Raw genomic sequence first — 15,281 nt, forward strand, 5'->3', positions numbered from 1 at the left:
ATTTATTTTCTATGTAATAGTTTGGGATTAATTATGTATTATATCAGAAAAGACAAATAATCGTTATTGTAAAATTTAGAATTTGATAGATTTGACACACTAGTAAACTAATTATCAATGCGTCACATCTAGCATTATGTATTCTCATATAACTGCACCATACACTTATTAAAAATGCCCGGAGAAAATTTTTACCCCCGGGCAATGCAACATTAAAGCTAGCTATGAAGCATTTTCAAACTGACTATTGTAAAGCTCCGCATAAAAACCATTTTTCTGCAGTAATTCTTCGTGATTTCCACTTTCAATGATGTCTCCATCTTTCATAACTAAAATCAAGTCAGCATTTTTAATAGTTGAAAGTCTGTGAGCAATCACAAATGAAGTTTTGCCGACTGTCAGTTTATCCATGGCCTTCTGAATCAATACTTCCGTACGGGTATCCACTGAACTAGTTGCTTCATCTAAAATAAGTAATGGTTTATGCTCAATCATCGCTCTAGCAATGGTAATCAACTGTTTTTGACCGGCGGAAAGATTTGCTTTATCATCAAGAATCGTATCATAGCCTTTTGGCAGTGTTTTAATGAAGTGGTGAAGGCCCACTGCTTTACAGGCTTCTTCAATTTCATCTTCGTTTACTCCCTGTCTGGAATAGACAATATTCTCGCGAATGGTGCCTTCAAACAACCATGTATCCTGAAGAACCATACTGAACAGGTCGTGAATGTTTGCCCTGGTTAGGTTATTTGTTGATACACCGTCAATCAAAATCTCCCCGCCATTTACTTCATAGAATCGCATCAAAAGGTTGACCAATGTTGTTTTACCGGCACCGGTCGGACCAACAATCGCCACTTTTTGACCTGACTTCGCCGCAGCTGAAAAGTCATTGATTACTATTTTGTCCTCACTATAGCCGAAGCGTACATTTTTAAACTCCACATCCCCAATAGCGGTTTCAAGTCTTTCCATTTTTCCGCTCTCGTCTTTAAGTTCTTCTTCAGCAAGGAATTCAAAAACACGTTCACTGGCTGCAGCTGTAGACTGAAGGTTGGTAGCCGCCTGGGCAATCTGTGTAAGAGGCTGCGTAAAAAGTCGGATATAAATCATAAAGGCAACAATTACACCAAATGAAATGACATCATTCACGGCAAGAACAGCACCGACGATACTTACAACCACATAACCAAAATTACCAACAAACATCATTAAAGGCATCATCAGCCCTGACATAAATTGAGATTTCCAGGCGCTATCATAGAGTCTTGTGTTGATTTCATGGAAGGTTTCCTTCGCATTTTTTTCTCCATTATAAACCTTCACAACATGGTGACCAGAATAGATTTCTTCGATATGACCATTTAATTTACCAAGCTCTTTTTGCTGCTGAGCGAAGTACTTTTGCGACTTTGAGATGATGAAAGTCATCATAGCAAACCCAAAAAAAGTGGATAGTATGGCTGAGATCGCCATGATCCAGTTTGTATAAAACATCATAATCAAAGAGCCAAGGAACATGGTGACGGCCGAAACTAGTGCCCCTAAGCTTTGATTCATTGTCTGTCCAATCATATCCACATCATTCGTTATCCGGCTTAATACATCTCCGGTACTGGTCTTGTCAAAGTATTTCAACGGCAAACGATTGATTTTAGTTGAGATATCGGTACGTAAATTTTTGGACACACGCTGTGTAACGGTGGCCATAATGTACCCTTGAATAAAGTTGAACAAAGCACCTAAGCCATATAGAAAAGCTAGAATGGCTGCTACATTAACTACTGCATCAAGATCGATGCTGGTCATCATTCCTTCCGTAATCAAATCGGTAATCTGATTCAGGAACTCTGGTCCAATGATGTTGAAAATGGCACCTGCCATTGCTAGTAACAAGGCTATGATAATTAGTGGTAAAAAGACTTTGCAATAAGATATCAGCTGCCTAAACGTTTTCTTAAAATCTTTTGGTTTTGCGCCTGGACCACGAGGGCCTCCTCCACGCAGCGGGCCTGGTGGTGTCATTCTATTCTGTTCCTGACGATTTTCAGCCAATTTCAAGTTCCTCCTTTGACAACTGAGAATAAGCAATTTCCTGGTAAACTTCACAATCCCTCAAGAGTTCATGATGGGTGCCAATACCAACCACTTCACCATCATCGAGTACAACAATTCGATCTGCATCCTTAATGGTACCAATCCGTTGTGCAACAATTAATGTAGTCGCATCTTGCGTTTCTTTTTTTAGAACAGACCGCAATGTTCTATCTGTCTTATAATCTAGTGCTGAAAATGAATCATCGAAAATATAGATTTCGGGTTGTCTATACACCGCACGAGCGATCGATAGTCTTTGCTTCTGTCCGCCTGAGATATTGGTACCACCTTGAGCAATGGAAGCGTCATACTGGTTTTCCATTTTCTCAACAAATTCTGTACCTTGGGCTATTTCCACTGCCTTCATAATATGAGCCTTTGCTGAATTTTTGCCACTTTCTCCATAAGCTACATTGGAAGAAACGGTACCGCTGAACAATACGGCTTTTTGGGATACATAGCCAAGCTTATTCCGTAATGCTTCCTGCTGAAAATATTTCACATTGACACCATCAACCAATACTTCCCCTTCTGTTGCATCAAAATATCGAGGAATGAGGTTAAGCAGTGTACTCTTCCCACTGCCGGTGGAACCGATAAACGCCACTGTTTCTCCTTTGTGTGCTGTAAAGCTAACATTCCGAAGGATATAATCGGAAGCTTCTGGATATTTAAAACTCACATTCCTGAATTCAACCTCGCCAGTGTGATCTTTCTTTCCTTCTGTTTCAGTCCCATCAATGATAGTTGCCTCCGTATCGAGGACTTCATTAATTCGTCTCGCGGAAACCGATGCCCTTGGAAGCATGATAAACACGAAGCTAAGCATCATAAATGCCATAATTACCTGCATAGCATAAGAAGAGAAAACCACCATATCTGAGAACAAAGATAATCGATTGGGCAGAGCTGCATCATTAATCAAGTACGCACCAATCCAGTAGATGGCTAGACTCATACCTGACATAATGATACCCATTGTCGGCATGATGATGGCCATTGTCCGGCTGGTAAAAAGGTTCGTCTTCGTCAGTTCGTCGTTTGCTTTTTCAAATTTCGCTTCCTGGTACTTCTCGGCGTTGTAGGCATGAACCACCCTGATACCAGACAAGTTTTCTCTTGAAACAGTATTCAAATTATCTGTTAAACTCTGAATCACCTTAAATTTCGGCATGGCAACAAAAATAAGGATCGTTAACATGAGAATCAGGATGGCAACGGCAATCCCGGTAGTTGCCGTCCATTGCCAGCTTTTCCCCATAATTTTAAAGATTGCCCACACAGCTAAAATCGGTGCTTTGATTACTACCTGTAGTCCCATTGCAATCAGCATTTGAATCTGTGTGATATCATTTGTGGAGCGTGTAATCAAACTAGGTGTTGAAAAGCCATTGATTTCTTCCATTGAAAAAGACATGGTCTTCTCAAATACCATCGCACGCAGCCGAACGGAAAAACCAGCAGCTACTTTTGCTGCAAAGAACCCCACAATCATAGCCGCTACCATACTGCCCACAGCACATAAAATCATATAACCACCATTAAGGAGAACTTCGCTCATATTACTTCCTTCTGTCTGGACGAGTATGGTGACTTCGCGCATATAATCAGGCAGCTTTAAATCGAGATACACCTGGGTTACAATGAAAATTAAACTGCAAAAGATTAGTAGCCAATCCTTTTTCTCAAGATATTTAAAAATTTTCAGCATGTAATGTAAACCCTCCTAGGGATCGAATAAGAATAAACCTAATACTGTTAGATAACTTTCAAAAAAATACTATCTTACATGGCTACATAAAAAATCATCCATCATCCGTTGAAAATTCTGTAATTCTTTTTAAAATACGAACAAATTCTTTTGCATCTTTTTCGCCTAATTTTTGCAGTGTTTTCTCAAGCATGGATAATGCTTCTTCATATTCTTCCATAACATAGCTATGTCCAGCTTCTGTGATGGTGACGATGACAATTCGTTTGTCATGTTCATCCCTATTTCGTTCGATAAATCCTTTTTTGGATAAACTATTGAGGGCAGAGGCCACACGCGGAGTGCTGAGATACAGTTTTTCACTAATTTCGCCTGATGTCACTCCTTTTTTCCAAAGAGCTAGATGACCTAATATCCTCTTTTCTCCATTAGAAAGATCGTCTACTTTTTTCTGAAACGGCATTTTGGGATTTTTCGTCATATTAATAATCAGTTCATTTGCTAACGCTCTGTAATCCATGAAATTCACCTTTCGAATTATCTAATACTATTAGATAATATATTATGTGGGGAGTACCGTGTCAAGTTCTTTGGTTGGGGTTGACATGATTGCTGAAAATTTGCCGAAAAACTCAGTAAATGCATATTTATTTAATTGTTTTTGATTGAACGTAATTATCAAAAAAGCTTGAAAAATCAACAGATTTAATAAAAATTTAGTTACACAAAGACAAATTTCATACTTTTCCTAAACTGTTGATCGGAGGTTCTAATCCTCTTCGGGACGTAGAAAAACCCTTTGCCACAGCAAGGGTTTTTCTGTATTTTTCTTTTATATTCATACTTAATTTACAGCTATTAGTCTTTTATAAAAGTTAAAATATGATCAATGAACGGCTCTGTTTTTTCAATTTGAGTCCAATGACCACATTCATTAAATACATGTAATTCTGCATGCGGTAATAATTGAATTAATCGATAGCTTGTTTGTTCGATTGGGATTACTTGGTCATTTAATCCATGAAAAATTAATGTTTGAGTCTCAATTTCTTTAATTTGCTCATCCTCTAACGCCATTTCATCTAATTTCTTTTGGCGGGGTGCTGGAAACATTGCAGAAAAAGCCTCTTTTATATCAGGTCGAATACTCGCCTCATACCGCAAACGAACAAGCTCCTCATTGTTTGCTGCTTCTTGATTATAGGAGAATAATTTAATCAGATTTCTCATTGAATCCAGACTTGGCTCATAACCCCATACTGCTTCTAAACCTTCAGAAATAGGATGTTTTGTGCCAACACTACCCATCAAGATTAATTTTTTCACTAAATCTGGTCTGCGATAGGCAATTTGAAGAGATAATGCACCACCGAATGAATTACCAACTAAATAAACTGGTTCGTTGGAAACTGCTTCGATAAAACTAATTAAATGTCCTACCCATAAGTTAATATGATAATTATGATCTGATAATTTGTCTGTTTCACCGAAGCCAATAATATCTGGTGCAAAAACCTGATACGATTCACTTAAACGTGGAATGACTAAACGCCAGTTTGCAAATGCTGATACTCCTGGACCTGATCCATGTATTAAGATGATTTTTTCATTACCAGAACCCTCTTCATGATAATGTGTATTTATCCCATTAATATTTATATATTTTGAACGAATTTGCAAAACAATCTCTCCTTTTATTTCTCAACGAGTACATCAGACTTAACAGGTGTACCATATTTAAAGAATTCTTGAGGTAAGTTAGATCCATGCCAGATAATGGCCTTTTCTAAATCTTTACCTTTCCACTCAATTGTTCTCCAAGCAGGATCGAAAATCTGATAGCCTGGATCTCCGAATAATTCAACACGATTACCACCTGGCTCGACAACATATAAGAAGGCAGCTTGTGTTACACCGTGTTTTCCTGGACCAGCTTCAATTACATAGCCGCTTTCAATTAGTAAGTCTGCTACATCTGATAAATGTTGAGGATAACCATACCAGTAGCAAATATGGTGCAGACGGCCAGTTTCACCCAGTGCATCACCCATAATGGCAATGTCGTGTACTAAGTTGCTTACACTTAGCCAAGCAGCGATGTCAGAATTATCGTCAGCTAAAATACGCTCGCGTACTTTAAATCCTAGTACTTCCTCTAAAAACTCAACATTTTTGTTCGTTTCCTTTGCTAATACGTTGATATGATCTAAACGACGTACAGGTACTCCACGACTTGGACGCCTTTGCGGACGATTTAATAATGGAGTTTTTTGATCTTCAGGAGCCTCATAATACTCGACATCCCATAAAATTTCCATTTTGTGGCCATCTGGTGATGTGAATTGGTAAGCACGTCCGTGACCAATATCACCGTCAATCCAGCCAATGCCGCGTCCTGATTGTTCAATTGCAGCTACACGACGTTCTAATGCTTGAGGAGATGTTGCCCTCCAACCAATATGACCCAAGCCGGCTTCATTATTTTCAGTGATGATTAACGTGTTATGATAGTGATCTTCATAAGCGCGCATATAAACGGATTTTCCTTGACGATAGATCTCATCCATGCCTAGGATATTTTTAAAAAACGCTACAGACTGCTCTAATTTTGGGCTATAAATTTCAATGTGGGCAAGCTGAGCCACATCTAAAATAGGTTCTTTTGTCATTTGATCATTCCTCCAATTTTTTGTTTAAGAAAAGAGCCTTTAATTACCACGTTGCGTGACCTTTAAATCCGAGAATAGTTCTTCCGTAACCCGCCATTGCATCCTCGTATTGATGTGTTGGATGAGCTGCAACTGCAAGAATATCCCGAACGAATCTCTCACTTCCATCGCTTTTGTATACTGAATTACCACCGAGTGTAATCAAAATACGAGTGGCCATTTCTGAGGCTGTTTTCGCTGTATATCCACGAATCGCAAACAGCAATTCACGCTCTTCTTCCTCTAATACTCGGATACTGTTATCTTGATAATAATGTAATCGATCCGCATACTCTTTTGCTAATGCCTTTAATGCTGTTAACTGAATGTTTAATTCCGCAAGTGTACGTTGAGCAGACCCTGCATCTTTTTCGCTCGTATTGTTATTGAAGATTCGAATGCGATTTTCAGTTTTTTCTTTAAAGTTGCGAATCAACCGTTCAACTGCTCCAATTGCAATGTGTTGGAAGCCAGCCAAGAAGAATGCAAGATAGGGGACATTGAAAATTTGATAATCCTCTTCATAGTTGCCATCCTGTGCAGTAGCTCCATTCAGTACTCTTGTTAATGGGAAAACATAATGTGGTGGAACATATACGTTATCTACCTTAACTCCGTTACTGCCTGTACCGCGTAATCCAATCGTATCCCAGTTCTCAATAATTTCTGTATCTTTTTTATGAACAATAAATAAGCTAAACTCTGGTTCTGTACCGTCCTGCATTTTATGAACAGCGCCTAATGCAATCCATTCACATCCAGATACCCCGCTGCAGAAATTCCATTGACCTGACAACCGATATCCTTCACCGTCATCAACTACTTTTCCAATTGGTGCAAAAACATCAGCCATTAAAGCACCGCTATTGTATAACTCTTCACGGCCTTGTTTAGGTAGAAACGCTGGCCAAGTTTCATGGATAATTGCGAAGTATGTTAGCCATGCTGCCGAAACATTGTAGTTAGCTACAGTTCGAATAATATCTCCAAATGTATAGAAGTCTAAATTTTGACCACCATATTCTTTGGGTCTAAGTAACTTTTGAAAGCCAGCTTCTTTAATTTTTTCAAATACCTCATCTGGAAGTCTCGCATCTTGATCGGCTTGTGCAGCATGTTTCTCTGCCAGCTCTCCAACCTCTTTTGCTTTTTGAAGTAGCTCTTCTCGATTAATCGTTTTTTCAAGAACTGCTAAAGAATTAACTGCCATTTCAATTCCTCCCTCTTGTAAGCGTCATCACAATAATCAGCATGACCTGATTGAATTTTATTTTAATCGTCTGTAATGATTAAAAATAGCTACACAGGCTACCAAAAAACAGTTGTTTTTAGAATATTTAGACTAATTTGTTTTTTGGAATATTATAGAAAGTGCATGGTTACTGCTATTACCCGGTATTTACCCTATGAACATAGTGAAAATTATTTTCTTAGAAAAATAAAAAAACCTTAGAAAATAGTCTCATAAAAACTAGGTTTTAAGGTTTTTATCTATATTAATTGTTTTTCGGGGTTACTTAGACGTCAATTTTACCCTGTGCTTTTAAAATCTTTAATGCCATATAAATTGAAAAAATACGTTTTGTATCATCTAAATCAATATTTATAATCTCGCTAATTTTAGACATACGATATCTTAGTCCACTAATAGACATTGAAAGTACTTTGGATGTATTATTCAGATTATTTCCATTCTCGATATATGCGTATAAAGTCTTTGTTAAATCAAAATCCCTATCTGCTTCTATCAATCTACCTACCTGCTGATTTACAAAACGATCAATTAATATTTCATCTTGTATTTGAAATAAGACACTTTCAATCTCCAAATCCTCATAGTAATAAATATGCTTTTTCGGATTTTTTGCCTTTAAAGCAGCTAATGATTCATTATATAAAATAGTCAGCTGGGTGATATTTTCAACTACCGAGCTCGCACCTATATAAAATGCATATTTTACAAAACGGCGTAAACAATGCTTTAATAACTGATTTATGAATGTTTGTCGTTCTGTACATAACGATTTAAATGTTGAATATTCAATTAAAATAATAATTTTATCTGCTTTTTGGGATACAATGGCATTTATATTTCTTTCTTTTAAAAACAAATTAATATGTCTTATTAATTTTTCATTTACTTCAATCTCACGATTAATCTCGGATTGGTTAATCGTTCTTTCCAAGGTAAGCATCCAATAAGATTCGTCAGGAGGAAAATTAAGATAATAAGCAATTTGATAAGTTTCTTTTTGCTCTAATCGTCCTTCTAAAACATCACTTAAAAAACTGCGTTTTACATTTTGCTCGGTGTTAATCTTAATATTTTCATTTAGTAATATGACAGATACCGTTAATGAGGCTTTATCGATAATCATGTACTCCAAATCAGTCGGCTCGTTACGTCCTAAATAGAGAAATGAACAGTATCCCTTCACTTCTCTCTCAAATAAAATAGGTGTTCTAAGGATACCGATTTCAGGAGAAATACGGACAAATTCTGTATTCTTAGAATTTATTTTTTCTAAATCAACGTTCATCGACACATTCTTAGATTTCGCTATAATTTTGTTATATTCATTCTCTATAAAGGTTGGTAGTCCTGTTGTTTCAAATAATAGATCTACAATTCTGTGCAATCCTTGTTTTGCAAGTAATTCATGGGTCAATTTTTGTTGGACCTCATTTGCTTGCTTTAAATAATCACGTTCAATTTTTAGCTTTGCTGTTACCTCATCTAATTCTTGAATCATACTTGTTGATTGGTAATAGCTATATTCATTTTCTAGTTCTTCTCCCCAGTTTTCAATTGGCATACAAATGGCTTTACATTCCTTATACCCCATTGCACGACATTCAATTTCTTTTACCAGAATTGACTTTTGCAAAACAGTGGATAAATAGCCGCTTGCATATCCGCATAGTGTATGACAAATAGGTTTATTACTAAAAGCCCCATCCTTTAAAAATTCCTCTGCCTCAAATGAGTTAGTCCAATCTACATCAATTTTTTTTAATTGATTTTTTTCGTCATACTGAATATCTGTTATTTTCACATCCTCTAGGTACCCATGTAAAATATGAAATTTTGGTCCGCTATTAATTAATTCCAGTTCATTTTCCCATTGATATGTCATTGCCTTTTCCGCATCACTAACACCGCAGTGCCAGCCATATCGAACAAAAACTCCTTTCGTACGATCTTCCCCTATAGTTGTCACGAGTTCTTTTTTTAATGATGTTCTTGCAGTAAGGGGAATAGAAATCATCCGTTCATAAAATACTTTTAAAGCCTCGTCTTTAGGCAATTGAAAAACATCAATTATATTTGTTTGTCTTATATCCATCTGCATACTCATCCACCCCAATAATGAATTTTCTATTCTAAAAAACACTACTCGAATAAAACTTTTAAACTTTTGATAGACTATTTCAGGAGATTGGATTCAAACTACAAATAGTTTCATAGAACTGAAGTGTTAATCACAATAATTACCATATTTACGCTTATTATACAGAATACTATAACATCTAATGGAAAAGAGGTAAATAAATATGTAAGGGTTTTCAAACCAGGTGGTCATTATGGAAACCGCGGATAGAAGAAGTGTTTATACTGTTTATAAATCCAATACTGTAGTTGGAGGTTCGAATCCTCTTCTGGACGTCAAAAAGCCTTGATTTTTACAAGGCTTTTTATTTTATTAAACTTTTATTTACATTATCAAATTAAGAAGTTTGATGGGATAGGTTACTCTATTTCAACTAAAGAAACTTGCCTTTTTAATTATTACTTCCGGTACCTTTTAACCCGATTTTATCACCATCAGTGATAGACCTGATAACCCTACATGGTACACCTGCTGCAATCACATTTGCAGGTATATCTTTTGTTACAACACTCCCAGCACCAATAATTGTATTATCACCTATCGTCACTCCTGGAACAATCGTAACTGAACCACTTATCCAAACGTTATCTCCTATATTTATTGGAAGTGAACGCTCATAACCTTCTTTACGCTCATCTGCATTCACTGCGTGATTTGGTGTATACAAACTAACATTCGGACCGATTAACACATTGTTTCCAATGGTAACTTTGGCACAATCCAAAATTGTACAATTTGTATTTGCGTAGAAGTTATCCCCAACTGTAATATTATAACCATAATCACAGTTAAATGGTGATTCAATCCATGCATTCTCTCCTATAGAATGAAATAGTTTTTGAATAATTTGATTTCTTTCATAGCGTTTTGATGGTTTAAAATTATTAAACTCAAATAATAAATCCTTGGCTCTTTCTCTTTCTTCGACTAGCTCTTTGTCCCAACTTATATAGTATTCTTGATTTAACATTTTATCTTTTTCACTCATAGTATCTTCTCCTCTTTTCTTTAATTAATGATAGTATAAGAATAGTTTTAAAGAAAACTTTTATCTTACTTAGCTATTTGAGATTGAGTTGACCTAACTTCCAAGCCGGCTGTGTGTTTATCCATTACCTGGTGAATCAATACTTCCGTACGGTATCCACCGAACTTGTTACATCATCCAAACACGACAGGTATAATTTTTCCGGTCATGTTTTACATTACAAAAATATTTATTTAAAAAACTCTATAGCAGCTTTTTCGATTACAAGCCCCATGGTATAGCGATTCATAAATTGCTCAAATCCTGCTACATCCCTTGGATCAGGGGTCAACGTCATTCCAAGTTCACCTGCAAATACTTTGCGGCCTAAATAATCTTCCAACTTTTCATTATTTTCATATAAGATGCAAGTAAAGCAATTCCCCATGCTCCGCCTTCTCCTGCTGTTTCCATAACGGAAACAGGTACATTGAGTGCAGCAGCCATAATGCTTTGACCTACACCTTTGGTCTTAAATAGTCCACCGTGGGCCAGGATTTCATCCAGTTTCACATTTTCTTGTTTGAGGAGAATATCCATCCCAATTTTCAGTGCTCCCAATGCTGTAAATAAATGAACACGCATGAAATTAGCCAGGTTAAAATGGCTGTCAGCTGAACGAACAATGGGCGACCTTCATCAAAGTGGGTCATATGTTCGCCGGAAAGATAGCCATAAGCAAGTAAGCCTCCGCAATCCGGGTCACCTTGAAGAGCTAAATGATAAAGGGTACTATACAATTTATCCTTGTCAACTTCCAAACCCATTGCTTTTGAAAATTCGGCAAACATTCCCATCCATGCATTCAGGTCTGAAGAACAGTTATTGGAGTGCGCCATCGCTACCAAATTTCCAGTAGGTGTGGTAACTAGGTCAATCTCGGAGTAAACTTTGGAGAGTTCCTTTTCGAGTACAACCATTGCAAAAACAGAAGTTCCAGCCGAAACATTCCCCGTACGCTTTGCAACACTGTTTGTTGCGACCATTCCCGTTCCTGCATCCCCTTCTGGAGGACAAAGTGGAATACCAGCCTGCAGCTCTCCGGTTATATCCAGAAGCTTTGCCCCTTCTTCTGTAAGGACTCCGCCGTTTTCACCCGCTAGCAAAACTGTCGGCAAAATCTGTTCAAGTTTCCAGGGTAGATGGTAAGGGGCAATCAGTACATTGAATTGATCAATCATGGTTTGATTATAGTTCTTCGTATTCACGTCAATAGGAAACACACCAGAGGCTTCTCCAACTCCCAGAACCTTTTGTTCAATGGTGTCAGCACATCATTGGCATGTTCATTTAGGATGCCGATTTTCCTTGCAATAAAACCCAGCATCGCTATTCCGTAAAGGACAAGCATTTCTTGTAAAAAAAAGTCTGAAGACTGCATAACTACCCCTCCTAAATTAATCGTATGAACGAGAAACCTATAAGGTTAATAAAGATGAGGAAGGAATGGTTTTGATGGAAAATGCCTCCGTTTCTAAGCAATGTGAACGTTTTGAGGGTAAAAAAACAAGATATTGAAATTGCTTTTTTGTAATAATAATATAATGATTTTGGAGGTTAAATGTGGATGATAGAAAACACAATCGACTATTCGCAAAACGATAATGGGGATATTCTCATTAATTTACCAGGAGATTTTGATTTAAAAGCGAATCTCAGCTATTTAGAGCGGAATAAAAATGAATGTATGTTTGAAGTCGAAAACGGAATTATCACAAAGGTCATTTCTGCAGGAGAAATTAGATCCTTAGTACAAATAAACGTTAATAGCATTAATCAGATAATCGTACATTTTTTAAAAGACTCCAGTCCCCGTAAACAGTCAGATCGTGAGAAGGTCATCGGTTACATTCGTGAATGGTTTGATCTTGATCGTGAATTAACACCATTTTATGAAATGGCCACAGCGGACCCGCTCCTAAAGAAACCAATCCAAGAATTCTCCGGATTACGTTTGATTGGCGTTCCCGATTTATTTGAGGCCCTCTGCTGGGGGATTTTAGGACAGCAAATCAACTTAGCATTCGCCTATAAGCTAAAACGCCAATTCGTTGAAAAATTTGGCGATTCCATCGAGTCGAATGGCAAGAACTATTGGGTTTTTCCTTCCTTTGATCAAATTGCAATATTAACACCAGAAGACCTAGCAGATATTAAAATGACCAGGAAAAAAAGTGAATATATTATCGGAATCGCCAAATTGATGGTCAGCGGGGATTTATCAAAGGAGAAATTATTGAGAATGGACAGCCTTAAAGAAGCTGAGAAGAGTTTAGTTAAAATCCGCGGTATAGGTCCATGGACAGCAAATTATGTCCTAATGCGCTGCTTACGCTATCCCTCAGCCTTTCCGATTGATGACGTCGGGCTGCATAACGCGATCAAACTTCTAACCGGCGCAGAGAAAAAACCTACGAAGGATGAGCTAATGAAATTATCACTAAAATGGATGAATTGGCAAGCATATGCCACATTTTATTTATGGCGGGTTCTTTATTAAAAAATGTGGAACTTAAAAGGTATGAAGGTCATTTCTGTTTCCATCCATTCATTAATACCTTAAAAACATATTTTTAGAAAAATGGAACAGAATAGTGATGGAGGTGAAAAAAATGGATGAGAATACAAAAAGCTATCCTAACGTATCTTTAGGCGGAAAAAAGTCTAATGAAAAAGGTGAAGGTGATTCTGGTCATATGCGCTATGGCCAAGGTAACAAAGGTGAAAGCAAAGGTAACAATAAATAAGCTATTTTAAAATAAAGGCTCGTAATATAAAAAATTAAAATGTCTTAACAATAAAGAACAGGCACGCTCACACTCGAGCGTGCTCGTTCTTTCTATTGACGAAATGCTGGGTTTTGATAGTTCTGGAACTGCTGTGTTTGTAAGGCAGGATTTACAAAAGTTTGAGGTTGAAATCCAACCGACCCCACCTGGCCGGAAAGTTCACGCTCCAGCTGATTACACTGTGCAATGACTTCTTGGCATCTTTGAATCGCTAATTCATGCCCCTGGAGGCTTTGCTGAATCGTTTGAACTGCCAAACGTTCTTTTTGTATCATCTGCTCAAGCACTTGCGCATTTTGCTGCTCATTTTGCAGCATTTGCTGGTATTGATGGTTAGCCATTTGAGTTTGCTGAATTAATTGCTGAGCAAGCTGACGGCATTGTTGTACATGAGTAATAGAATGAGTTGTATTCATGCGAATATCCCTCCAGTTTTAGGATTCAAATTAGGTATTAAAGATTGAGGTATTCAACCCCTTACTAAATCCACATCTTGGTACCCTTTCATTCAATAAATACTTTGAATACGAATAAAAGACTTACCACAAAAGAAAGGAATCGCTAAGATTCCCTTCTTAAGGTTGGTTATTTTCCTATAAACATTTGTGTCCAGTGGTTTCCGGATTTTTCGTACCCAACTCCAATATGAGTGAAGTTAGCACTTAAAATGTTTTTCCTATGCCCTTCACTGTTCATCCATGCATTCACGACTTCTTGAGGCGTACGTTGTCCTTGAGCGATATTTTCACCTGCTGATTTATACGTCACACCGAAGTCCCTCATCATGTCAAATGGCGAACCGTAGGTTGGGCTTGTATGTGAAAAGTAATTGTTTTGCTGCATATCAACACTTTTCTTTTGTGCAACCCCGCTTAATTTTGCATCAGCTTTTAAAGCTGGTAACCCATTTTTAGTACGTTGAGCATTTGTTAAATCTATAACCTGCTGTACATATTGACTAACATCACCAGTAGTTGGCGCTGGTGCTGCTTGTTTTGGTGCTGGTGCTGCTGGCTTTGGTGCAGCCGGTGCTGGTGCAGCTGGCGCTGGTGCAGCCGGTGCTGGTGCAGCCGGTGCTGGTGCAGCCGGTGCTGGTGTAGCCGGCGCTGGTGCAGTTGGTGCTGGCGCATTTGGTGCTGGCGCATTTGGTGCTGGTGCCGGTACAATTGGAACTTGTTGTTGCCCTGGCGTTTGTCCTTGTTGATTTCCTTGGTACCATTGAACAGAACCAAATGGTATATATCTATACTGAGCATGTTGAATCAAGATCGCTTTAGTATGTGGGTAACTCTTACTATCCAAATTTGTACGGTCTGCCGATATATTTAGCGCGTCATTATTTGTATTCATGTTACGATTGTTATTGTAATTCACATTTCGATTATCAAAAATATGTCGATCTGTGTTACGGTTATTATTTACATTTAAACGGTTGTTGTTCACATTTCTATTATTGTTATTTCTAGTTCGATCATTATTTACATTTGTTATGTTACGGTCATTATAGTCTCGATCCCAATCCGGGTCATTATTGTCGTTATTGGTGTAATCTTCTGT

At 37.5% G+C, this 15,281-nt stretch carries 12 protein-coding genes and 2 pseudogenes; 2 read left to right on the forward strand and 12 right to left on the reverse strand.

Going from position 1 to position 15,281, the window contains the following annotated elements:
• Positions 1-222: 222 nt before the first annotated feature.
• The 10 genes and pseudogenes from V7108_RS04290 to V7108_RS04335 form a co-directional block, all read right to left on the reverse strand.
• Positions 223-2,025 carry an ABC transporter ATP-binding protein gene (locus tag V7108_RS04290; RefSeq protein ID WP_335567576.1) on the reverse strand — a complete coding sequence of 601 codons (1,803 nt, stop codon included), beginning with the start codon at positions 2,023-2,025 and terminating at the stop codon, positions 223-225.
• A gap of 22 nt (positions 2,026-2,047) precedes the next feature.
• On the reverse strand, positions 2,048-3,808 hold the full coding sequence (locus V7108_RS04295) for an ABC transporter ATP-binding protein (RefSeq protein ID WP_335567429.1): 1,761 nt from the start codon (positions 3,806-3,808) through the stop codon (positions 2,048-2,050).
• Positions 3,809-3,902: 94 nt separating this feature from the next.
• The gene (locus V7108_RS04300; RefSeq protein ID WP_335567430.1) at positions 3,903-4,328 is read right to left on the reverse strand and encodes a MarR family winged helix-turn-helix transcriptional regulator; all 426 of its coding nucleotides are present in this window, start codon (positions 4,326-4,328) and stop codon (positions 3,903-3,905) included.
• Positions 4,329-4,666: 338 nt separating this feature from the next.
• Entirely contained in the window at positions 4,667-5,488 is an 822-nt protein-coding gene (locus V7108_RS04305; RefSeq protein WP_335567431.1) for an alpha/beta fold hydrolase, read from the reverse strand.
• Between the two features lie 14 nt (positions 5,489-5,502).
• A complete protein-coding gene (locus V7108_RS04310) occupies positions 5,503-6,477 on the reverse strand; it encodes a catechol 2,3-dioxygenase (RefSeq protein WP_335517028.1) in 975 nt (324 codons plus the stop codon).
• A 43-nt stretch (positions 6,478-6,520) separates the two neighbouring features.
• On the reverse strand, positions 6,521-7,726 hold the full coding sequence (locus tag V7108_RS04315; protein ID WP_335517032.1) for an acyl-CoA dehydrogenase family protein: 1,206 nt from the start codon (positions 7,724-7,726) through the stop codon (positions 6,521-6,523).
• A 307-nt stretch (positions 7,727-8,033) separates the two neighbouring features.
• A complete protein-coding gene (locus tag V7108_RS04320; RefSeq protein WP_335567432.1) occupies positions 8,034-9,869 on the reverse strand; it encodes a XylR N-terminal domain-containing protein in 1,836 nt (611 codons plus the stop codon).
• Positions 9,870-10,299: 430 nt separating this feature from the next.
• On the reverse strand, positions 10,300-10,896 hold the full coding sequence (locus V7108_RS04325; protein WP_335515817.1) for a sugar O-acetyltransferase: 597 nt from the start codon (positions 10,894-10,896) through the stop codon (positions 10,300-10,302).
• A gap of 229 nt (positions 10,897-11,125) precedes the next feature.
• Positions 11,126-12,188, reverse strand: a pseudogene (locus V7108_RS04330) (FGGY-family carbohydrate kinase); the annotation flags it as partial.
• The gene (locus tag V7108_RS04335) at positions 12,140-12,316 is read right to left on the reverse strand and encodes a hypothetical protein (RefSeq protein ID WP_335567433.1); all 177 of its coding nucleotides are present in this window, start codon (positions 12,314-12,316) and stop codon (positions 12,140-12,142) included. The pseudogene V7108_RS04330 and the gene V7108_RS04335, both read right to left, overlap by 49 nt.
• A 186-nt stretch (positions 12,317-12,502) precedes the next feature.
• On the opposite strand from V7108_RS04335, the gene V7108_RS04340 reads away from it, so the two are divergent.
• Both V7108_RS04340 and V7108_RS04345 read left to right on the forward strand, forming a co-directional pair.
• Positions 12,503-13,435, forward strand: coding sequence for a DNA-3-methyladenine glycosylase family protein (locus V7108_RS04340; protein ID WP_335567434.1), 933 nt, complete (start codon positions 12,503-12,505; stop codon positions 13,433-13,435).
• A 112-nt stretch (positions 13,436-13,547) separates the two neighbouring features.
• Entirely contained in the window at positions 13,548-13,682 is a 135-nt protein-coding gene (locus V7108_RS04345) for a hypothetical protein (RefSeq protein ID WP_335512627.1), read from the forward strand.
• Between the two features lie 92 nt (positions 13,683-13,774).
• On the opposite strand, the gene V7108_RS04350 is transcribed toward V7108_RS04345, so the two are convergent.
• Complete coding sequence (locus V7108_RS04350; RefSeq protein ID WP_335512625.1) at positions 13,775-14,140, reverse strand: hypothetical protein; 366 nt, start codon at positions 14,138-14,140, stop codon at positions 13,775-13,777.
• 169 nt (positions 14,141-14,309) lie between these two features.
• Positions 14,310-14,843 (reverse strand): annotated as a pseudogene (locus V7108_RS04355) (CAP domain-containing protein); the annotation flags it as partial.
• Positions 14,844-15,281: the final 438 nt, after the last annotated feature.

Origin of the sequence: Neobacillus vireti (assembly GCF_036962345.1) — a bacterium.
GTDB classification, from domain to species: domain Bacteria; phylum Bacillota; class Bacilli; order Bacillales; family Cytobacillaceae; genus Neobacillus; species Neobacillus vireti_A.

Coding starts and splice junctions, on each gene's coding strand:
- V7108_RS04290 (WP_335567576.1), bottom strand. CDS start 2,025: ATGACACCACCAGGCCCGCTGCGTGGAGGAGGCCCTCGTGGTCCAGGC.
- V7108_RS04295 (WP_335567429.1), bottom strand. CDS start 3,808: ATGCTGAAAATTTTTAAATATCTTGAGAAAAAGGATTGGCTACTAATC.
- V7108_RS04300 (WP_335567430.1), bottom strand. CDS start 4,328: ATGGATTACAGAGCGTTAGCAAATGAACTGATTATTAATATGACGAAA.
- V7108_RS04310 (WP_335517028.1), bottom strand. CDS start 6,477: ATGACAAAAGAACCTATTTTAGATGTGGCTCAGCTTGCCCACATTGAA.
- V7108_RS04315 (WP_335517032.1), bottom strand. CDS start 7,726: ATGGCAGTTAATTCTTTAGCAGTTCTTGAAAAAACGATTAATCGAGAA.
- V7108_RS04320 (WP_335567432.1), bottom strand. CDS start 9,869: ATGCAGATGGATATAAGACAAACAAATATAATTGATGTTTTTCAATTG.
- V7108_RS04325 (WP_335515817.1), bottom strand. CDS start 10,896: ATGAGTGAAAAAGATAAAATGTTAAATCAAGAATACTATATAAGTTGG.
- V7108_RS04335 (WP_335567433.1), bottom strand. CDS start 12,316: ATGCAGTCTTCAGACTTTTTTTTACAAGAAATGCTTGTCCTTTACGGA.
- V7108_RS04340 (WP_335567434.1), top strand. CDS start 12,503: ATGATAGAAAACACAATCGACTATTCGCAAAACGATAATGGGGATATT.
- V7108_RS04345 (WP_335512627.1), top strand. CDS start 13,548: ATGGATGAGAATACAAAAAGCTATCCTAACGTATCTTTAGGCGGAAAA.
- V7108_RS04350 (WP_335512625.1), bottom strand. CDS start 14,140: ATGAATACAACTCATTCTATTACTCATGTACAACAATGCCGTCAGCTT.